The sequence below is a fragment of the Bradyrhizobium sp. WSM1743 genome (assembly GCF_000473065.1).
Lineage (GTDB): Bacteria > Pseudomonadota > Alphaproteobacteria > Rhizobiales > Xanthobacteraceae > Bradyrhizobium.
Genome location: NZ_KI421494.1, coordinates 70,512 through 91,687, shown reverse-complemented (window position 1 = coordinate 91,687; position 21,176 = coordinate 70,512). Strand labels below are relative to the sequence as shown.

General features: G+C 57.9%; 17 protein-coding genes. 9 read left to right on the top strand and 8 right to left on the bottom strand.

All coding sequences use genetic code 11. The features are described 5' to 3' along the window. Window positions 1–3 precede the first annotated feature (3 nt). From nodI to YU9_RS0139730, 6 genes are read right to left on the bottom strand one after another with little or no spacing between them, the layout of a single operon-like run. Window positions 4–924, bottom strand: coding sequence for a nodulation factor ABC transporter ATP-binding protein NodI (nodI, locus tag YU9_RS0139750; RefSeq protein ID WP_371259264.1), 921 nt, complete (start codon window positions 922–924; stop codon window positions 4–6). Window position 925: 1 nt separating this feature from the next. Continuing rightward, on the bottom strand, window positions 926–2,635 hold the full coding sequence (gene nodU / locus YU9_RS0139745; RefSeq protein ID WP_027577637.1) for a nodulation protein NodU: 1,710 nt from the start codon (window positions 2,633–2,635) through the stop codon (window positions 926–928). A 13-nt stretch (window positions 2,636–2,648) separates the two neighbouring features. Further along, window positions 2,649–3,278 carry a nodulation methyltransferase NodS gene (gene nodS, locus YU9_RS0139740; protein ID WP_027577636.1) on the bottom strand — a complete coding sequence of 210 codons (630 nt, stop codon included), beginning with the start codon at window positions 3,276–3,278 and terminating at the stop codon, window positions 2,649–2,651. 11 nt (window positions 3,279–3,289) lie between these two features. Next, complete coding sequence (gene nodC / locus YU9_RS0139735; RefSeq protein WP_027577635.1) at window positions 3,290–4,666, bottom strand: chitooligosaccharide synthase NodC; 1,377 nt, start codon at window positions 4,664–4,666, stop codon at window positions 3,290–3,292. A 17-nt stretch (window positions 4,667–4,683) separates the two neighbouring features. Beyond that, window positions 4,684–5,343 carry a chitooligosaccharide deacetylase NodB gene (nodB, locus tag YU9_RS44250; protein ID WP_051380689.1) on the bottom strand — a complete coding sequence of 220 codons (660 nt, stop codon included), beginning with the start codon at window positions 5,341–5,343 and terminating at the stop codon, window positions 4,684–4,686. Then, window positions 5,340–5,972, bottom strand: a complete 633-nt coding sequence (locus YU9_RS0139730) for a NodA family N-acyltransferase (RefSeq protein ID WP_027577634.1) — start codon at window positions 5,970–5,972, stop codon at window positions 5,340–5,342. Before YU9_RS0139730 ends, nodB begins: the two co-directional genes overlap by 4 nt. An 832-nt stretch (window positions 5,973–6,804) precedes the next feature. Here YU9_RS0139730 and nodD1 point away from each other — a divergent pair. From nodD1 to YU9_RS0139665, 9 genes are all read left to right on the top strand, one after another. Next, window positions 6,805–7,749 (top strand): transcriptional regulator NodD1, encoded by a 945-nt coding sequence (gene nodD1, locus YU9_RS0139720; protein ID WP_027577633.1) that lies wholly within the window; start codon window positions 6,805–6,807, stop codon window positions 7,747–7,749. A gap of 637 nt (window positions 7,750–8,386) precedes the next feature. After that, the gene (gene nodD2, locus YU9_RS0139715; protein ID WP_027577632.1) at window positions 8,387–9,379 is read left to right on the top strand and encodes a transcriptional regulator NodD2; all 993 of its coding nucleotides are present in this window, start codon (window positions 8,387–8,389) and stop codon (window positions 9,377–9,379) included. A gap of 565 nt (window positions 9,380–9,944) precedes the next feature. Beyond that, the gene (locus tag YU9_RS44245; RefSeq protein WP_036019517.1) at window positions 9,945–10,154 is read left to right on the top strand and encodes a hypothetical protein; all 210 of its coding nucleotides are present in this window, start codon (window positions 9,945–9,947) and stop codon (window positions 10,152–10,154) included. A 121-nt stretch (window positions 10,155–10,275) separates the two neighbouring features. After that, window positions 10,276–10,989, top strand: a complete 714-nt coding sequence (locus tag YU9_RS0139705; RefSeq protein ID WP_027577630.1) for a MerR family transcriptional regulator — start codon at window positions 10,276–10,278, stop codon at window positions 10,987–10,989. A 337-nt stretch (window positions 10,990–11,326) separates the two neighbouring features. Beyond that, window positions 11,327–12,439, top strand: a complete 1,113-nt coding sequence (locus YU9_RS45210; protein ID WP_027577629.1) for a branched-chain amino acid ABC transporter substrate-binding protein — start codon at window positions 11,327–11,329, stop codon at window positions 12,437–12,439. A gap of 556 nt (window positions 12,440–12,995) precedes the next feature. Then, window positions 12,996–14,027 (top strand): LLM class flavin-dependent oxidoreductase, encoded by a 1,032-nt coding sequence (locus YU9_RS44240; RefSeq protein ID WP_036019513.1) that lies wholly within the window; start codon window positions 12,996–12,998, stop codon window positions 14,025–14,027. Window positions 14,028–15,908: 1,881 nt separating this feature from the next. After that, on the top strand, window positions 15,909–16,286 hold the full coding sequence (locus tag YU9_RS0139675; protein WP_027577627.1) for a hypothetical protein: 378 nt from the start codon (window positions 15,909–15,911) through the stop codon (window positions 16,284–16,286). A 541-nt stretch (window positions 16,287–16,827) separates the two neighbouring features. After that, window positions 16,828–17,091, top strand: a complete 264-nt coding sequence (locus YU9_RS0139670) for a hypothetical protein (protein WP_027577626.1) — start codon at window positions 16,828–16,830, stop codon at window positions 17,089–17,091. Between the two features lie 767 nt (window positions 17,092–17,858). Further along, window positions 17,859–18,584 (top strand): outer membrane protein, encoded by a 726-nt coding sequence (locus YU9_RS0139665; protein WP_027577625.1) that lies wholly within the window; start codon window positions 17,859–17,861, stop codon window positions 18,582–18,584. A gap of 351 nt (window positions 18,585–18,935) precedes the next feature. Here the strand turns inward: YU9_RS0139665 and YU9_RS0139660 are convergent, their stop codons facing one another. Continuing rightward, window positions 18,936–19,745, bottom strand: a complete 810-nt coding sequence (locus tag YU9_RS0139660; protein ID WP_084299239.1) for a LuxR family transcriptional regulator — start codon at window positions 19,743–19,745, stop codon at window positions 18,936–18,938. A 300-nt stretch (window positions 19,746–20,045) separates the two neighbouring features. Next, on the bottom strand, window positions 20,046–20,390 hold the full coding sequence (locus tag YU9_RS48720; RefSeq protein ID WP_156952416.1) for a hypothetical protein: 345 nt from the start codon (window positions 20,388–20,390) through the stop codon (window positions 20,046–20,048). Window positions 20,391–21,176: the final 786 nt, after the last annotated feature.

Below are 21,176 nucleotides of genomic sequence, written 5' to 3'. Positions count from 1 at the left end.
CGATCATTTCTCCATCTCGCGCCCGGTCAGCTGCAAGAACACGTCTTCGAGATTCGGCGGGCGCTGCAGAATGCGAAGGCCCGCTCGCCCGCGCAGTTGCGCGCGTACCTGCTCCGGATGTGCCGCATAACAAAACAGCGTCTCTCCACTCACTTCGACGTTTCGCGCATGAGGCCTAATCAGCTCACTGAGCTCATGTGGATTACCACCATAGATCTCGATCACGTCGCAGCCGATATGCTCGTCAATCAAGGCGTCGGGCTTGCCTTCGGCGATCTTGCGCCCCCCCTCAAGCACACACAGCCGATCGCATAGGCGCTCGGCCTCTTCCATGAAGTGCGTGGTCAAGAGAATCGTCTTGCCACGCGCAAGCAGAACTCGCAGGCGTTCCCAGATCAGGTGACGTGCATGTGGGTCGAGACCGGTCGTCGGCTCGTCCATCACGAGCAGGTGTGGATCATTTATTAGGGCGCGCGCCAGCGTCAGCCGCCGTTTCATGCCGCCGGACAGCTCAGCGACACGCACATCCGCCTTGCTTTCGAGGCGCGCAAACTCGAGCAGCGAGGGAGCGACCGCCTCGATCTTGCGGGCGCTCATGCCGAAGTAACGGCCAAACACAAGCAGGTTCTCTTTTACGGTGAATCCTAGTTCGAGGTTGTCGAACTGCGGCACCACGCCGATGCGCACACGTGCTAGCCGAGCACGTGCAGGTACAGGCTCATTCAGGACCGTAATCTTGCCTGCGTCCGGCGAGATCATGCCGAGAAGCATACGTGCAGTCGTGCTCTTGCCAGCTCCATTCGGCCCGAGCAGGCCGAAGCATTCTCCGCGCGCAACCGACAACGACAGCTCATTGACGATGAGCTTGCCGCCAAATGACTTACTTACCCCGGCAAGGTCGATTGCTACGGTGGACATGTTCACCTTAGGCCGGCAAAAGTCGTTCAGCCGACGATGGCTTCCCTACGACCGTTTTGGTCCAGAGCAGGCCGTCGCACCACACATGTTCAACGCGTCCCCATTGGCATGCCGCGGCAGCATCCGGGAAGAAGCCACGTCCGTGGAGGTTGGCACTCGTATTACAGAGCAGCGGAATGCCGGTAAGTTTTTCAAATTCGACGAGAAGCTCGGCGATTTTGTGCGGAGAGTTGCGGGAGATTGTCTGCAGCCGCGCCGAACCGTCGAGATGGACCACAGCGGGGACCTTGTCGCGCCATTCCGCGCGGGTCTGGTGATCGAACAGCATGTAGGGATCTGGCGTACCAGGGCTGAAAATCTCCGGCGCCCGATCCTCCAGACAGATCGGCGCCACCGGCCGGAAGTGCTCGCGACGCTTGATGTCGTTGAGATGATCCTTCATTGCCGGCGAGGTCGGGGCTGCAACAATGCTTCTGCCGCCCAACGCCCGCGGCCCAAGTTCGGCGCGCCCGGAAAGGAAGATGACCGGCTTGTCGTCCGCGAGAATCGCCGCAAGTTCACGCAGACTGCACGGCGCCGCCTCCCAATCCGGCGGAAGCTCGCTGTCTTGCAGGGCCGGACCACTGTAGACTGACCATTCCAATGGCCCGAAGCCATTTTGCGCCGCCATCGCGCCGCAAGCAGCGCCGATTGCCGAGCCGCTGTCATTCGGAAACGGCGGCACCCAAACATCATCGAACAATCCAGTCGCACGAAGCGCGCTGTTCCACTTGATGTTGAGACCGCAGCCTCCGGCGATACATAGATTTCGCGCTCCCGGAAGCGACGAGTGTTGCAGCAGAACCATCGCCATTTCCTTGACAAGAAGACGTTCCACGAACACATGAAACGACGCAAGGACGTCCTCCGCTCGCTTGGCCGCCAGGCGCAAAGCGCTTGCCTCGAAGAAGCCGTGCAGAGCCGCAAGAGACGCTTCCGCATTGTTGATCTCAGCGCGGTAGCGACGAGCCTGCTCCGTGTCAGCGGCGAAGCGCTTTTCATAGAGCTCCTGAAACACTGCGACGATGCTTTCGTCGACAGAGCCAAGCGCGATGTAAGCCATCAGCTTGCCGGCGATGCCCAAATCCCAACTGGAGCGGTTCGGCTGCTTGTATGGGCCGAAGTGAAGGCCCGCGGCAGCATAGGCATGTCCGATCATCGGAAACAGGGATGCAATGAGCCGTGCGCCCCGAGGTTCGACATAGTAAAGACGTGGAAAGATGCAGCCGTCCCATACCAGACAGAACGCGGGTTTTCCCGCGCTGGCAAACGGACTGGTGCTATATGCTGACGCGACGTGGCCTGTGACGTGCGGGTAGCTCTTATATGGAAACACCTTGCCTCCGAGGATCAGGCCAAAGCCGTCGACGGAATCAAGAAGGGCCTCAGCATGGCGCTCGACATATGGCGCCCCCTTCAGCGCGATCGGCACAGCTCCACTTAGGACCTGGAACTGCGACTCAATCTCCCCATCCCAGCCGTCGATGACGAACTGATCGATGTCCCGCGGATCCAGGCCATGCTCCGCCAAGGCGAGCACGACTGCATCGAGATTCTCGACGGATTGGTAGCGTGGACCGTTGCCGAGCTTTTCTTGCTCGGTGCAAAAGACAAGCCGCCCGTCCTCGACGACAGCAATTGCCCCGTCATGTGTTAACTTGATGCCGCAGATACGCATACGATCCCCTGGTCTAGTGGCCGACGTTTGATTGTTCTGACGAGTGACCCGGCTTCCGGAACCGGACGATCAAGCAGTTTTCGTTGACCGACTCGGTCTTGAAGTGCAGACGTTCGACCTCCGATAGGCTCTCGTTGAAGAGAGCGATCACCGTTTCGGCACCAGCAGCATGCCCCCATCGTTGACATGTGGCATCACGTGCGGACCCGAAAATCAGAGCTCCATTTGGCGCAAGCATACTCACCAGGTTGCGGATAGCCGCATGCATCTCGACAATGTCCTTGAGGTAGTAAAGAACCTCAGCCACCACGATCAAGTCGAACTGTTCAGTGGTCGAGAACCGCTGAATGTCGCAGGTCACCCACGTGATATGTGACCACTTCCTGGTCCGGAGTCGCGCTCGCTCGATCGCCTGCGGCATGACATCGACAACGGTGAGCCGCTCGCATAGCGGAGCCAGCATGTCCGTGAATGCACCGGCTGCACATCCTACTTCGAGGGCACACGAAACATCTCCGTTGCAACGCGACATCCGGAGCATTTGCGCGTATCGCTCCTGCTCGAAGGAACTACTGTCGAGCCGCCATGGATCGTCGGCAGCCAGCTCTCGCTCTAATAGCTGATGGTTTGCGTCCTGGATCATGAGCCAATTACCTACTTGCAGGCAGTCGAACGATCGCTACCGCAAACACTCTCTGTTGCCGTCAGGCTCGAGGGACACTGGGAAACCCTTGCCTTACGACTTGTACTAGACCTTCCCAATTTACTTGCAGCACTTCGTCCAGCGTTCGGGTGCAGAATGACAGATTGCTTTTCCCCGTCGGCCGGCACGTTGGCGACCTTGCGCGATAGCCAATCGCTGTTGCTCAATGTACAAAGCGCATAGGCCTTCAAGGGAAGTAAGAGAAAGATATTGATCGGTGTGTGGAGCGAGAAGCCGAGAAACCGCAGTTCGCGAGCACGAATGGCTGCCACACTGCACCGGACCATTGTCATTGCTGCAATCGTCAATCCGGTCCACCAGGGTACAGAGCCTGCGATTAGGAGTTGCGCGAGCGCAGCCAGTGATGAAAGAGCGAGAAGCAACGGGCCGAGATTTTGCCCGATAACATCCAGCGTCAGATAGCCATCGAGCTCTGGTAGCAGGCGCAATGCGAGGAACGTGTCCCGGAAGGTACTGCGGGCCCAGCGGAGTTGCTGACGTAGATATGGCCCAAGGCGGTCCGGGACGACTGTTGCTGCGATCGCGTCTGAGACGTACTCGGTTCGAAACCCCGCCTTGAGCATGAGGATCGTTAGATGGCGATCCTCGCCGAAATCGCTCGGCTTTCCACGAAAGAATTGCGCTTCGTATTGATCGAGAAGCAAGGCGAGCGCGGAGCGACGATACATGGCACATGGGCCGCAGCAGCACATAACGGCACCGAAACGCGCCTGCGCCGCGCGCTCTTCGTTGCACGCCATCCAGTATTCCATATCGATCAGCCTGGTCAGCCAGGTTTGGCTGCGATTGCTCGCTATCAACTGACCCATGGCCGCCCCGATTTGCGGGTCATGCATCTTCGACACCAGCTTCGTGACAACGTCAGCGGCAAGTATCGTATCCGAGTCGACGTTAAGGACCAGGTCACCGGATGAGCTGCGTATCGCAGCGATCTGCGCCTTGCGTTTTCCAACGTTGTTTGCCAGCAAGATGATGCTGAACCTCGGATCGTTCGCATAGATTTTGTGCACAGGCGCGACAAGATCGCGATTTGCAGATCCGTCGTCGACCACATAGACTTGTAGCTTTCCGGCGTAGTCTTGACTCGCTAGCGACTCCAGACATTCGGCGAGCGTGATTGGATCCTCGTTGAAGCACGGCACGATGACGTCTACACTGGGAAGGGCCATCTCCGATCGTCCCAGGTTGTCCTGCAACGATGAGTTAATCGCCGGTTGGGCATAAAGCGCTTGCGCACTCTTGTAGATCGTCGAGAGCAGCGCATAAGACGAAACAGCGACAGCACTGGTTGTAGCGAGCAGGTCCATAGGGTTTCAGTTTTCGCTCAGTGAAGTTGAGGGAGTGGACGGATTACAAACCCGCGCCGTTGAAGTGCCGGGATCAGATGTGACAGGGCCATCGCTGTCTGATCGCGCAGCGTGGCATCAGTGCACGGTCGCTCCTCATCAGGAGGATATCCGTCGTGCAGGAGCACAATTGCACCCGGACGAACGCTCGCCAGTACTGAATTCACAATTCTATCGACCCCGGGGCGGGACCAATCTCTCGGATCGACCGCCCAGTGCACAGCTGTGAGACCGGCGCTCGCTGAGACAGCGATCACCTCTTGCGTCCACATACCGTAAGGTGCTCGCATGTGCCTGGGTGAGGCCTGCGGGCACGCCGAACGGATCGCCTCGCTCGCCGTCAGAAGTTCATCACGTATCTCCGCTGGTCCGCATCTGGATAGATCCGGATGCGTCATCGTGTGGTTCGCAACCTCGTGCCCTTCCGCGATTATTCTTCGAATGAGTTCAGGTTGTTCGGCCGCGTACGTGCCGATCACGAAGAACGTCGCCGGAATCCCATGTTGCGCCAGCACATCGAGCACCTCTGGCGTGCAAAATGGATTTGGCCCGTCATCGAACGTCAAATAGACGGGGCGACTTCCGCTCACGTCAGCGTAGTCGCAACGGACAGCAGATAGGGGCAAACGCTCCTTCACAACTCAGGCCCATTCCGATCGATCATCGTCCCGATCGGCCAATCGCTTATCGAGCGTCCAACCGGGAAAACCAGCACGATCACGTCTTCGATGCGGATCGGCGACAAGTTGGGATAGACATCCGGGTGCGTGGAGCGGACGCGAATGCCAGACATGAGGGTGGCGAGCCCACGCCTTTGGACCAGTCGGGTCATATGTTTCTCAAGCGCAGGCCGGACCGTACCAAAGCCGAACGGAACCCCAAGCTCATGCAGTAGCGGATAGGTCACGCGCATTGCGTGGCTGACTCCCAGCCCTTCGAGATCCGGACGCACCGCATACAACCCCAGTTCGGCAACGAGTAGATCGACACTACCAATCTTGATGAAGCGGCGTAGTAGCCCGAGGTGAGCGGCTACCCCGCGCGCGTCGTAACCGATAACGCGGACCTCAGGCCTCGCTCCGGCCCAACTTCGGTTGCCCTCAAATGGCTGCGCATTGAACGCACCGGTCGGCCCGTAACTCTTGCGGAAGAACTCGGCGAGTTCGGCATGATCGGTGAGCTGCAATTCGCTTTCCCAACGACAGCTCCACTGCACTTGAGCGCGTGAAGAAGGAGCTTCCGCAATCCGAGATACGGCAATATTCATGGCGGGCTTCCTTGCGCCGTGGAATGAAGAGCGGAGATGGTCACTTGAACTCGCTAGTCGCCGAAGCGCTGGTCAACGGTGAAATGCGCTGCTATGACCCATTGGAGCGCGGCACTGCCCGCCTGCACCGCGCCGTGCGCCTTCTCGCGATGAAGCGAGCGCATGGTTCGCGCTCGTGATCCGGCAAATGCCCTGCGCGAGATATGCTGAAAGATGCCGACGAGGCGATTGGACTGGCGAGGGCCTGTCTGTAGCACGGAGCTTTTTCGCTTCGTCTAGCATCGCTGTCGACGCTTTGACGTCTGAGGGCCGATCTTCGATGTGCGGGGCCTCATCGATGGCACATCGGAGTGGCATCAAATCACACTGTTTCTTATGCATCTTCGACACGCCCTGAATGCGGTAGACAGGCGGGCCATTTGGAGACTCGACTGAATTGCTTGGCATCCGCAATCTGCGCCTGCCGCTATGTCGCGACACTAGAATGCCGCTGAACGCGCTCTCAAGTGTACGCGGGTAAACCTGCAATATGGAAAGGGATGGAGCACGCATACCAACGTTTATCGAGATCTGCCTGAACTCCCGATCGAGCGAGCTTCGCACAGAGAAGGAGCGACGCGCCTCGCACGGCGCGCCCATAGCCGCTCTCGACGCCCATGCGGCGACAGCTCGCACGTCCAGGAGTTTCTCTCTGAGCCCGCGTGAACGAGCAGCAACCATCGTGATATGCCCTATTACCTTTCCAAACTGATGTTTGCTATCCAACATTCCGCGATTTGGTAAAATCGATTGTTTCGATAGAACACATCCACACGATGGATAGACTCACAAGATGCGGTTCAAGGGACTTGATCTAAACCTTCTCGTTGCGCTCGATGCTCTGATGACGGAACGCAACCTCACAGCGGCGGCGCGCAAAATTAACCTGAGCCAGCCCGCCATGAGCGCTGCGATTGCGCGGCTGCGTACCTATTTCCGCGATGACCTATTTACCATGAGGGGTCGCGAGCTCGTCCCGACACCTGGCGCGGAGGCGCTTGCAGATCCGGTTCGCGAGGCGCTGCTGCACATCCAACACTCGATCATATCACGGGACGCGTTCGACCCGACACAGTCGAGCCGACGCTTCAGGATCATTCTCTCCGATTTCATGACGATCGTCTTTTTGCGCAAGATTGTAGACCGTCTTGCACAGGAAGCTCCCGCGGTGCGCTTCGAATTGCTACCGTTCTCCGATGAACCCGATGAGCTGCTCCGCCGGGGCGAGGTCGACTTTCTCATTCTGCCGGAACTGTTCATGTCGAGCGCGCATCCCAAAGCGACACTGTTCGACGAGACCCTCGTATGCGTGGGATGCCGCGCGAACAAGCAGCTATCGCGGCAACTCACGTTCGAGAAATACATTTCGATGGGCCACGTTACGGCGAAGTTCGGACGGGCGCTCAGACCAAACCTCGAAGAATGGTTTTTGCTTGAGCACGGCGTCAAGAGACGCATTGAGATCGTTGTGCAGGGCTTTAGCCTGATTCCGCCCATATTGTTAGACACGCGCCGTATCGGCACAATGCCCTTACGACTCGCCAAACACTTCGAACAGCGGATGCCACTGCGGATCGTCGCACCACCGCTCCCCCTGCCCACATTCACCGAGGCTGTGCAGTGGCCTGCGTTCCACAACACGGACCCGGCGAGCATTTGGATGCGGCGGATATTGCTGGAGGAAGCATCCAAGATGGCATCTGGGCCTCAGGAGCCTCCAACTCGCAGGCGCTGCTAAAATCATAAGCCGCTCTCAGCACGTTCCAAATACGCTAACAATCCTTCGACGTGCTCGGCCGCTTTCGTCACTTCAACGTCTCTGGGGCGAAGCTGCCGGAGAGGGCGATCGGTTGCGAGGACTTGTCGAGTGGCGAGCGTGACGACCTCGCAGCTGAGGTTTGGTGCACTTGCACCGCAAACAGGCGACATCCGGTACTATCCCGGCAGAACACGCCTCCTCCAGTGCGATAATGTTTGGCTTGCCCGATAATATCGCTTGAATCGCACACCGCGTCAGGTTGTAGGTTGGCCGCCGTGACTAACGCTGCGCTACGCGGCCGTGGACTGGGCGCTTTGGCGAACTCATGGCGCTGGCCGGACACTTGGTTGATCTGCCATTAACCAACTGACCCAGTCCTGTTGCGTGGCTCGCTGGAAGCGGCGAGCCGATCAGCTTCGGGACTCCCGACGGTTTCCGGCCGCTGCTGGCTCGCCTACCGCCTCGCTCTCCATTGTGGCGGTCATTTCACGAGCGTCTTCTCGCGATCGCACGACGGAAACGATGTCCAGTCGGGCGAGCCAATAGGACCTCTCCAGACGCAGCCGTCACCGCTCGTTGTATGCGTCGCAATTGTGTTCATGCCGGATAAGAAGACATGCGTTTCAAAGGTCTGGATCTAAATCTTCTCGTCGCGCTGGATGCCCTAATGACGGAGCGCAACCTCAGCGCAGCGGCACGCAAGATTAACCTTAGTCAGCCGGCCATGAGTGCAGCCGTTGCCCGGCTGCGCTCCTATTTCCATGACGAGCTGTTTGGGATGAGGGGGCGGGAACTTGTCCCGACCTCACGCGCGGAAGGACTCGCAGCTCCTGTGCGCGAGGCTCTAACGCACATTGAGCTCTCAATTATCGCGCGGGACGTGTTCGGCCCAGCTCGGTCGAACCGGCGATTTAGGATCGTCCTTTCTGACTTTATAACAATCGTATTCTTTCGAAATGTCGTGGAGCGCGTCGCGCGAGAAGCACCTGCCGTCAGCTTCGAACTCATGGCGCTCACTGATGGGCACGATGAGCTTCTCCGCCGCGGCGAAGTCGATTTTGTTATTTTGCCGGAATTATTCATGTCCAGAGCGCACCCCAGGGCGGCCTTATTCGAGGAGAGACTCGTCTGCGTAGGTTGCTGCACGAACAGCCAACTGCTACGGCGGCTTACATTTGATCGTTATATGTCGATGGGCCATGTTGCGGTTAAGCTCGGAGGCGCGCGCAAGACGCCGGTCGAGGATTCTTTTCTACTCGATCTCTGTCTCAATCGGCGCATCGACATTCTCGTGCAGAGCTTCAGCATGATCCCGCCCCTGCTGGTAGGCACGAGCCGCATAGGGACGATGCCATTAAGGCTCGTAAAGCATTTCCAAAAAACGATTCCCCTTCGGATTGCCGAGCTTCCGCAGCCATTCCCCGCCTTCACTGAGTCCGTCCAATGGCCCGTGCTTCACAATTGCGATCCAGAAAGCCTGTGGATGCGAGAGATATTGTTGCAGGAGGCTACCCGCATGACAACTGGACAAGACCCCTCCATCATCTGCACTTCGGAACGAGCGGATACCGCCGGAGATTTCGCACGATCTGTCTCGCCGCTGTCTTAGGGACGATCTCAAGATGTGCGAACCTCACATCCCAACGAATGTCTCAAGCACAATTTAGGCTCGCCTCGCTCGTATTCATGGTCGCTCTATAAAGATCGTCGGAGCGAACGGCTATCATGCTGGCCTTGTGTAGGTCTTTTGCACGTTGGCATTAGGCTCGACGTGCGAGCAGCCGCTGGACCGTTGGCCTGCTTTTAGAGACAGGGACGTACGTTGCACCTGGCCGTCGGGCGCACCTGCCTCGATACAGCAGGATCGGCGTTGGGCTGTCGTCGTCAACTCTCCGAATCAGTAGTGGCTCCCGACGAGCGGAGACGGTTCTTGATTTTCGAGGTCGTACCACCACGCACTGTGGGCTTGGAAGTCATCGATCATGCACATGACCACGATCTCTTGCGCGGTCGACGCAAGCATCGCGCACGCGTGTTGCCCTATCGCATCAGCCTGGAGTACATCGCATCTTCGTCGCTCCGCGCCGCGGGTCTGACTTCTTTTTGCCCTATCGCCGCCAAACGTCTTGTCGACGTGCGCTGCCATGACGCAATGACAAACAAGGAGCTGAACGTTGGAGCAATGCAGCGGCGTGTTCGATCCGGAAGAGCTTTCCGCCCTGGGAAACCTTTATGATAGTGCGGTCACCGCGCTACCCCCATCGATGCAAACTCCGGAAAATTGCACTGCAATCGCCAAACTCATCTTGGAGCGTACAGCGGCTGGCGATGCTCAACTGGCATGCCTGACGAACTTGTTGATCACCATTTCCCCTCAGGGTTGATCCCCCGCCATTCTGAGGATAGTCACCACTCTCGCGCTGGAATGGAAGACGATCCAGCTAGAGCTTTGAAATAGCTTGAACCATACGTGACGTCAGGTTGTAGGCTTTGAAATTGAACAACATGAGCAAAGCTACACCACGAAGGCGTCGATGGCGCATTGGCGAACTTGCAGAGGCGACCGGAGTAACGGTGCGCACGCTGCATCATTATGAACATACGGGACTCCTAGCAGCCTCAGAGCGTACTGACGGCGGCCACCGGATGTACGACCGCGAAAGCGTCCAACGGGTTCACCAGATTCGGGCGCTACGTGAGCTTGGCTTCTCCCTTGTCGAGATCCGTAAAGCTATGGAGGGCACGACCTCGCTCACCGACCTGCTGCGCAAGCATCTAGAGCGGATAGAACTTCAGGTAGCTCGAGCAACCCTGTTGCGAGATCGCCTGCGCAACATGACCATCGACAGCGAGATCCAGGTAAGTGTGGATGAGCTGCCTGCTGCCTTGAATGCCATGTCGCGGGTCGAGACGCGTAGTCAGACGTCCCGATGCACCTGCAAGCTAGCTGCAGATCGCGAGGAGCGGTGGCGGCGGATCCGCGACGACCTGCGTGATTGTATGGATCGGGGCGAGCATCCTTGCGGCGAGCGGGCAAAGGCTGTCGCGGTTGCAGCACGCTTGCTGATCAGCGAAATCGCCGGCGCCGATTCACGCGTTTCGATGATCCTGAAGGTACTTGCACGATTAAGCGCCCCCCGTAGCCTGGCTGGTTGGGATCCCTGCCTCATGCAATATCTCGATCTCGCCCTCGGCGGGTTGGAGGATCAGCCGTATTGACGTCCTCATGGCTGACCCCGCATGGCATTGCCAATCGCCCCCTGGCAATCTGAAGATGCAACGACGCTTGGTTGATCGGCGGCTCTGATGCCGCCGATAATTTTATGGACTCAAGCGGACAGTCATCATGACCTCGCCGATCCGCGCTCCCTGACGCATGATCGAGGCTCCTTTCAAAAGGGGCTTGAACCGCACGTAACGTCAAATTGTAGGCTCCTACGCGGTCGCAACCTGGCCGACCTAACGCAAGCTTCGCTTGGCAGACAGCCTCAACGTGCAGGCACCTCTGATCACAGCTGCTGGCGTTTCACTTCAGGTGAGCATTGGGAGCTCTACAATGTTAAATGGGCATTACGCTTCTGCTGCGAGTGCAGCGCTTCTCTTCTGCGCCCTCGCCTCGGCTGCGCGCGGCTCCGAAGTCAAGATTGCCGTGGCTGGCCCAATGAGCGGAAGCAGCGCTGCGTTCGGCTTGCAAATGCGCGACGGTGCGGCTGCGGCGGTCGAGGCGTTGAACGCTTCGGGCCTACTTCCCGATACCAGGGTGATTATGAGTGTCGCCGACGACGCCTGCGACCCGAAGCAAGCTGTCGCAGTTGCGAATAAGCTCACAACAGAGCGGGTACGGTTGGTCATTGGCCATTTTTGTTCCTCTTCGTCGATCCCGGCCTCCGACATCTATGCCGAAGCAGGCATCGTTCAGGTCTCCCCTGGCTCGACAAATCCTCAGCTAACAGAACGAGGCCTTCAGACCGTCTTTCGGATCTGCGGCCGCGACGACCAACAGGGCACCGCTGCCGCTGAGTACATTCGTAGGAACTACCCTAACGCCAAGATCGCAGTGCTCGACGACAAGAGCACCGCAGGCAAGGGTATTGCCGACGTGGTTGAGGCACAGCTTCAGAGGTTCGGTGAACAAGTCATTCGGCAAAGCTACGTAGCCGGCGAAAAGGATTACAGGGCGCTGGTCTCAAGAATAAAACAGGATGGGGTGCGCGTCGTCTATATCGGCGGCTATCATACCGAAATTGGCTTGTTTGTACGCCAGGCATCAGAGGCAGGAGCGGGCCTCATCGTCATGGCCAACGATCCGTTGATGACCTCTGAATTCTGGGCCATTACCAGCACCGCTGGAAATGGCACGTTGTTTACCTTCATGCCGGACCCCGCCAGGAATGCCAATGCGGCCGGCGTGGTCGCCGGACTCAAAGCTTCCAACCTGTCTGCTGAAGGCTACACGCTTTACGCCTATGCCGCCGTGCAAGCATGGGCAGAGGCGGTGAACCGGACCGGCTCGCTCAATGCTGCGCGCGTCGCCAGCGCACTTCGTTCACGCGCGATCGATACCGTGATTGGCCCAGTCCGGTTCGATACAAAGGGAGACAATGCGGTTCCTGGTTTTCTGGTTTACCGCTGGCGCGACGGCCGTGTTGAAACTGTCGAGCAGAACTGATTGGCGTTAACGCCGTCTCTCCAAACCCAAAGTGACACGGATGATGAGACGCCCTCAGGATGTTGGAGCAGCGATACTCGCAAGCTCTCTTATTCTTGCAGCTTTCGTAGCGTTCGTCGCGTTTGCTGCAGCCCTCGCAGGGCTACCTGATGTCGACCTGAAGGAGACGCTGCGTCCGACCATAGACAAATAGCAGCCCTGTCGCGCTGATCCGGCTCGCGGGCACATGACCTCTGAAGCAGCCATCTACAGTTGTGCTAGGTTCGGGCATGGACATTTCTGCGGCCAAGCGTTGGGTGAGGCCCAGAAAGAGGAGAACGCGAAGCTAACGATGCTTCCGGTCGAGCACATGCTCGGTGTGGAGGCGCTTCGCCACCTCTTTCAAAGTCACTGCGCCATCTACGCATTCTCGTGACCCAATCACACGTGCAACTTCAGATCCACGCACCCAAAGAGAAACGCCCTAAGCCGTCAAATGACGCACAACACCTCTTTGAACGCGACGGCATGAAGCAACCGGGGCTCGCCGCCCCGTCCATAATCGGAGATTGATCGAGTGAAGAGTGGCCTTCCTTCAAGACTAACGTGCGGCATTTTCGACCATTTGGATGACGACGGTCGAGATGCCGCACGACAATATGAAGATCGTCTCAAGCTGGCGGAGGTCTGTGATTCTCTGGGCTTCTACGCTTATCACCTGGCCGAACACCACTGCACGCCTCATGGCAGAGGGCCCTCGCCGAACCTATTTCTATCAAGCCTCGCGCAGCGCACCCGGCAATTGCGCTTTGGTCCGCTCGTCCTGTTGCTCAACCTTTATCATCCATTGCGCGCATTCGAAGAGATCTGCATGCTTGACCAATTGAGCGGCGGCAGGCTCGAGGTCGGGATAGGCCGCGGCTCCCAGCCGATTGAATGGGGTTATTTCGGCATCGGTGCGGATGCCGCACCAAGCCGTTATACGGAAGCCAGTGAAATCCTGAATATTGCGCTGAAGGGACATACGCTATCTTATCAGGGACACCACTTTCAGTTGAGCGAGGTACCCTTGACGTTGAGGCCTCACCAACGTCCATATCCGCCGACCTGGATCGCAAGCAATCGGGCTGAGTCGGCGCAGTGGGCCGCTGCAAATGGCGCCAATCTGGCGTGCATAGGCCCCGCCTCTGTTGTCCGGAAAGTTACGGACGCCTACCGCTCCCATCGAGCCCACGATACAGTAGCACAAGGCCGCGAGTCATTTCTCGGCCTGGCCCGCATGGTCGTAATTGCTAAGTCTGACCAAGACGCTCATACGGCGGCCAAAACTGCGTATGGACGATGGCTGGAGAGCTTCAAGTTTCTTTACGACCTGAATGCCATTCCGACGCCGCCCGCCCTTCCGCTGACCTTCGATGCAGCACTTGAGAGCGAATTGTGTGTCGTTGGAACGCCAGCTTCCGTCCGGCAGCTTCTTCTTCAGCAGATGGAAGAGGCAGGTGCCAACTACTTGCTCTGCCAGCTTGCATTTGGAAACCTTCCGCTGGAGATCTCCCTGTACACGGCAACCGCAATCAAAGCTGAAATTCTCGATGGCTTTGGTGGCTAATGTCTACATTGGGAAATCATATGCTTGGCAAGGAGACCGGCGCATTGAGGTTGTCCGAAGCCGGTTGCGATTTTGGTTGTCGTTTGCGCTGCAAGCGAAAGCGATCGTCAGCCTCAATGGCAGCGATCAAGCATTCACTTTTCTGACTGCGCTTCTTCCTACTTCGGCACATGACACTCTGCTTTCGAAGAGAATTCCTCGTTGTGAGCGCGCTTTACGCAATGGACTGTCGGCATGGGCGAACCGGGGGGTGCCGTCTACGTCGGCAACGGCAGGATTGTCGGGGGGCGACGTTGGAAACCTTCGCTATAGTGGTACCTATATCGAGCAAGGCCGCCGCATAAAGGGGACTGTCACCTATATGCGCCAACCGGCAGCACGCTTGTAATTGGCGCTCAAGTACCGGCAGGAGCCTGACGCTTGATTGGCCTACCAACTTCTCAGATGGGAAGCCACAGGCGCTCATGATTGAGGGTAGTCCCGCACACGTTATACTGGAGAAATCGGCGACGTCTGACCCGCCTGGCGCTTCTATGAGAGCGAGCTTTGGCTTAGGGAGTGTTTGCGAGCCTTTATCAACTCATCCGCAGGCTGACGCCGCCCTTGTCCGCTTCGATCTCGCGGGCCTTTTCAATGAAGGCCAGCGATTGCTCAGGGGCATCCTGCATCTGCGGAGGCCGGAGCTGGTGGATAGTCGCCGTCGAGATTCCATGGCCTTCTCCTCGGCTTACGCGGATCAACGGAGTTTTTGCGGGACCCTCGTGACATCTGGAGTCCAATTTAGAGGCATTCGCTGCGATTGTTGTCTTCTCTATCATGGCCGGTCATCAACGAATCAGCAGGCTCGCCTAAAGGCTCACAAACTCACTGAACCAAGACAGCGGGAAAAGACCAAAAACCCATTTTCGATGTAGGCGGTAAGATTACTCGCGTACGCGATCCACGAACTGGATGCATCCCATCAACACTTTCGATTTTACCAATTTCAGCCAAATACCCCATAAGTCGATCGCCGGTTTCCGGAAAGCACATTTCACGAATGTCGCGTGACCATGGATCCTTTTTGCTTTCAGCGTAGTCGCAGGCCGATTCACGCTTCTTGTGGCTGCATCCCCAACGACACCCATCAATCTTTGGAATCGAGACGCGTGCGGCGCAAATCCAGTTGGATGGCCAACCGCAACGTCTGGCGCGCAACCTATCGCGCGGTCGCCTCCCCCTTTGCAATCTCACTAAGGCCCTCCAAGAAGATCAGCTCTCACGCACACTGCTTGGCCAAAGTAAATGCGTGCGCAGCATAGAATTCGGGCAGGCGAACTGCCCTCTACACCGGTGCGGGCTGGACTTTTCGCCCTGACCAGGCGGGCAGCGTCGACAATCCGCCGCTGTCGCGGCCTTCAAACAAAGCAGTGCGATCAGCTATCTGACCAGGGTAAGTGCAAGCGACATATCCTCCGGCCAGGACGATGCACTGATGTCGATCGGCGTGATGAGACCAGCCTCGCGACCTTACTGCCCACGCCCATACCTCGTGTGATCGCGGATTCTCACTCTGCTCACATGCACAGTCTTCGTCGGCGGGCCGCCCCGACACCCACTTCCTACAGACTGACGCCACGTTGTCTCATTCTATGCGCCGGCGCTCTTCAACCATATCCCGACGCGGTTATCCCTTGTTTGGCGAGGCCTCCGGTTACGTCTAGATCGCTATGTCAGGCGGCAAGCAATCCCGAAGCAGTTCGGGCCTCGCTTCTCGACTTGCCGTCCTTCAGCGACCGTGCGTGCGCACCTTGCCCTGTGCAGCAGCCCTTCGTTCTATCGCCGTCTGCCACAACCGTTAATCAGCCAGCTGCCTGCATTTAACTACTTTGGAGCAACACTGTGGAACTTGACCCTTCCAATTCACGCGCAGAGGACCTCGCGGAACGCATCGACCTGCAACTCGACATCGTGGCCGCTCTCATACGCGAAGAAGGCAACGAGCTCGAAGCGATCCGACTGCTAAACGCACTCACAAACCAAATGATTACGGCGGAAGTGGAGCTCGGCCAGCTGGGCGATACCAGAACCGGGGGCCGCGCCAGCGACCGGCGAACGACGCGACTGGCGCGAGACCTTGGCGTTTACTACCCGGAAGACCTTCAGGTTTTGGGACACCTTCTCGATCAGGCGGTGGCAGCATTACCGGCGGTGCTCCGAACTCCTGCCAATCGAATGAAGATCGCGAAACTAATTCTGTCACGTTCAGCAGCGGATTGAGTTTTCATTTGCCTTTTTCTGCGGTTGATGGCGCGCTTGTTGAACGTTTATCGCTGGGCTGACTGCTACGGCCGTACGCACCAGGGATCGACGATTCGACGTTTATGGGCTCACCGTCACGTAAGCGCGCCCGTTCCGCTGGCTTTTCCATATCGCAACTGTTTGTCCCCATGCTCGAAAGCTGCAGCCTGCACCGAGAGCATGAGGTCACGCGCAGGGCCGAGCAAAGGACGAAGGGCCGCGGACACATGTCAGAAAGCAAACAGGCAGTGTTCGGAAAACGTCACACGCGGCAACGAAGCCGCGCGAACAACGCGTACTCGTTTCAGCCGCTTCAAAATTATTCGAATTGCGCCTGACGATACGACTGCGGGGTCATCGGAACTTCAACAAACATCTATAAATTCATTGAAGCACCGAGAGCAGCTCGGTGTCCGAGCGTCCTGCCGCTCTGATGTCTTACTTGCTGGGACAAGCCACAGGCTCTCGGTTAGCTTTTGCCAAGGTACTTCCTTGTATCAGGACGTCGTGGAGTGTTGAGGTGGATCAGTTCTTACTCGAGCAAGTGCAGACGACAGATGCTATCGTGAGCGTCGCATTTGACAAGGCCTGGCGCTTTGTTGAGAAGGATCCGTTGCTGGCGCATAATCCCAAGACGGTCCTCCATAGCCGGTTGCACACTTTCCTTGAGTCTTCGATAAGGAAGGGCGAACGGAATACTTTGAATCTGGCAAACGACGCGATACGCAGCTTGCGGGCTGAACTGGCGCTGTCGGCGGAGCAATGCACCTCTACTGCCATATAGGATCAGCTTCGTTAAGGCTCTTGGGGACCTTATGCGGCGGGAAAACACCGGGGCAGAGCGTGGTCGAGCTGACCTTCCTCCACTCATGTTCAGCCCCGCTGAAGACGAGCACGTTCGCGACGACTGTTGCCTACGCAGCTCTTCTGGTGACCCCAGACCAGTAACCTGGAACCCAGAGCAAGTCGGCGATGGGACGGTTGCGCAACTTCAGGCAAGAGCCGCGTCAAGCACGGCCGCATCGGCTTCTTGACAACCGTCGATCGGGGGTCGAGGTTGAGCAACATCGTGCTGCACTTATGATAGGTCCGGAGCCAAAGCGATCCAGACCTGTGATCGATCATCGCCGCATCGCCCACGATTGCGAGCGGCAGCACGACCCTCCTGCCGGAAGAATGAGCTTGAGCACCCGAGACGCGTCTTCGATCAGCGGTCTTCATTTGCCGAACTCTCTGAACAGCGAGCATGCACGGGACGGGTTGGCGCAGACGGGCCTTGTCGACAAATGGAGCCAAGCACCTCGCAGCATTGCGTCCCATCACAGGCCATAACGAACGGATCGCATTCAAAGAAGCATCTGCGCGAAGCGACCACGTCAGGCCGCAGCATTTCGCCGAGGCAGTGCATGGCACGTTGCGCGATCCACAATCTGACGCGGCGTGCGATTCGACCCATTTCTTTCGAAGACGTGTGGTGCGGCAGTTACAGCAATTCGCGATCATGTTGCTAAACGCACGGCGCCGGGGAGCACCGAAAGGAACGACACTCGAATGAAGAATTTTCTGATTCTGACCGCAAGCATCGGCGCACTCAGTGCAGCCGCTCCCGCATTCGGCGCGGACTTGGCCAGGCAGCCCGTCCAGGTCAAGGCGCCACCGCCGCCGGTCGCAGCTCCGATCATCGATTGGTCCGGCTACTATATCGGTGTCAATGGCGGCTGGGGAACGAGCCGCAACTGCTGGGATTTCAATGGAGTCACACCCGAGGGTTGCCATGATTCGACTGGCGGTACCATTGGCGGTCAGATTGGCTATCGTTGGCACATCTTCAACATGGTCTACGGGATCGAAGGCCAGGGCAATTGGGCCGACTTTAGCGGCTCCAATGTCAGCACCGCCTTCCCAGCAGACACCATTGGCACCAAGACAGATGCATTCGGTCTGCTCACCGGCCATATTGGCTACGCGTTCAATGCCGTGCTGCTGTACGCCAAGGGCGGTGCTGCGGTCACCAGCAACACCTATCACCTGAACTCGGTGGCTACTGGCACCGAGATTGCCAAAGACAATGATGTGCGTTGGGGTGGCGCGCTGGGCGCCGGTGCCGAAGTCAGCCTCGCGCCCAGCTGGTCAGCTGGCGTCGAGTATACCCACTTGTTCATGCAGCGCAGCAACGTAAGCTTCCCAGCGGCCGTTGCTGCCGATCGCGTCCACCAGGACGTCGATCTCATCACGGCACGGCTCAATTACAAGTTCGGCCAAGGGTTTGCCAAATAGTGATCTCCACGCGGTTGCGTGAATCGGGAACCCCGACCGCGGTCGGGGTTCTTGCTTCACACGCTCCTCCCCCTCCGGCACCCCTCCCGCAGTTCCGAAGCACCAGGTTCGAGTTCGTCTAAGCAGGGCTCAACGGCTGCATGGAACGACGCCACCTGACCTCAACACTGGCGGACCAGGTCAGTCGATTCAACATCTGATGGCACTTTCGGCGAGGCCGCAAATACAGCACTCCGCAAGTCTGAAACCTCCCGCCGCGTGAGGTTGTGGAGCTCCATAAGCATCGATTGAACCTGCCAGAAGCTGAAGCAAGATTTGGCACTTGGTGCTCCTTCCATTCGACTGATGAATTCAAAGAAGATTGAGGCGAACCGCAATGAGGACCGCTTGAATCCGGCTGGTCGCACCCAGCTTTCGCATTGCATTTTTGATATGAAAATTGACTGTATTCTCGCTGATGTCCAGGATCTTCCCAATTTCCCATGACGATTTCCCCTCTCCCACCCACCGCAAGCAATTGATCTCCCGCTGCGATAGTGCAACTTTTCTTTCGCAGCCATTGTTGCAGGGACGTGCGATCTCGCCATAGGCGGTGTGGAACTGCCAGGCCAGGGCGTTAAGATGACCGATGTGGTCCTGAGGATCAGCATCATCTGACGCAGATGCAAACGACACCACAGATACCCGACCCAACGGGCCAAACAATGGCACGCTCATGCCATGCTTCAGGCCCGCCTCTCTCGCCTCGTCCAATACGCGTCTCTCGTCCTTTTGAAGTTGATAGCGGTCGGCGAGTTGGTCCCACAAAAACGGCCGCGAAAGCATCGGTGTCCTCCGGACCACCGGATCGATAGTATGGTACTTGCGTTTGAAGTATCGGTCGCACCAGTCTGGCGGCCACTTCACAGCCACAGCCGGAGGTGGATATTCCGCCAGCCGAAGTGGCTCGACGAAGTTGAGAGCGCCGAAAGCGACTTCACTGAAGCCTTCATCGGCGGCACAGCTTACAAGAAGCTGGAACAGCGCTCTGAGCGAATGCGTCTGGTTCGCGCATTCAGTGAAGCTAAAGAGATCCCTGATGGGCGCCTCAGAACTTCGTTCAAGCTCCCGGTCAGTGTGTTCGCTTGCGCTTGTTTCAGGCGGAGCCAAATTCAATTCCATGACCTGAACCCTTGGGTTTGTTCTTCGTGAAGTCCGAGCGCCGAATCCTGCGTCAGACGCCATTCCCGGATTCGTTGCCCCGCCGCTGGCTGCGCCGGCATGGTCGTCCCGTCAAACAGCCGAGCTCCCGCCATCATGCCCTAGTCCGAGGCTGAACGGCACGCCGCAATCGAAGCGCCGTTGCACATGCGAAGTGATCGATCGAGCTCGCCGATAGCGTACTGGCGAAACCGGAGATCACCGGGCGGTCGTCCATGTTGTTGGTTTGGCAGTGATAGAAAGTCCGAGGGCCCTGACGACTCAGCTGGCGAGACGAACCAAACAGCACGAGCGGTCACAGGCCCAGCTCTCTTCAGATTGGATGGCGAGAAACCATGGTCCTGTCCGAACGGCGCTTCGCTTTGTATCGAGGCCAAGCACGAGGACATGCTGGGCACTAAACTCCGCGATACCGGTGAGGTAGAGCACGCCCATGCCGTTAGCGGTGCCGGACCGGACCTGCGCGTTGTCGGTATCGATTCTCTGCTTGCCGACGAAGACAACAGGAGCGTCATTTTTCTTCCCAATCTTGCGAATTGCCATCGTCAACCGTTGGCTGATGCTCCGCCCTGCGACGGCGTCGGGGACGCGATCGATGAGCAACACGGAACAGCCGAAGCCATACTCCTCGCATGATTGCCCGGCGTCTCAGCGGGTCCGTCCGGCAGGTCCGGCGCAAATGAATCGAAGGGGCAGAAAATGGCCACGTCAAAGACGCAATGGGAGATACTCGCAGTCGCGAGACCCGCTTGATGCAGAGGACACTTTGCATGCGCATCTCCAGAAGGGAGAGGACCCCAGATCGGATCGCACCAGTTCAGCAAGTGTCATACCAACTGCTGATTTCGCAAAAATCACCGCCGAAACAAGGGCTTGAAAGGCGGCCGGTTGACTAGAAGGTAAGTTGCATTGAAGCAATCATGACATCGGGAGGAAAGCCGACAGGGCCATTTGCGCGAGCCGCAGCACGAGTTGACCTGGACCACGAAAGGTGCACGCCTTCTCTCGGCGGCGGCCTCGAGTCCGACCGTCGGTGCCCAGCCCACTCAAGCATTAGCCTTGGCAATTGATGAGGGCGGTCGACACATGACAATCGTCGAGGAACTTGGACCGACTGCCCCTCCGGCCGCGGGATCCCCGACTAAGCGCGCTCTCGCTAGGTACGCTCGTGCGGATCGATCCAGGGGGCTCATTCGGCTCCCTCGAGAGCGGCAGGGGCGGTGAGATGTTTATCAGCATTCTGGAAGGCTGCGGCAATCTCTTTGTCGGCTCGCGCGTCGACTACGTCGAGGAGCTTGGTGAGGACGGTCTGCAAGCCAAGTTCGGAGCAAGTTGGGTCCGTCCTTGCGGCGCGCTGCTCATGGAGATTGTCAGGGAAGATGATTTGCTGAG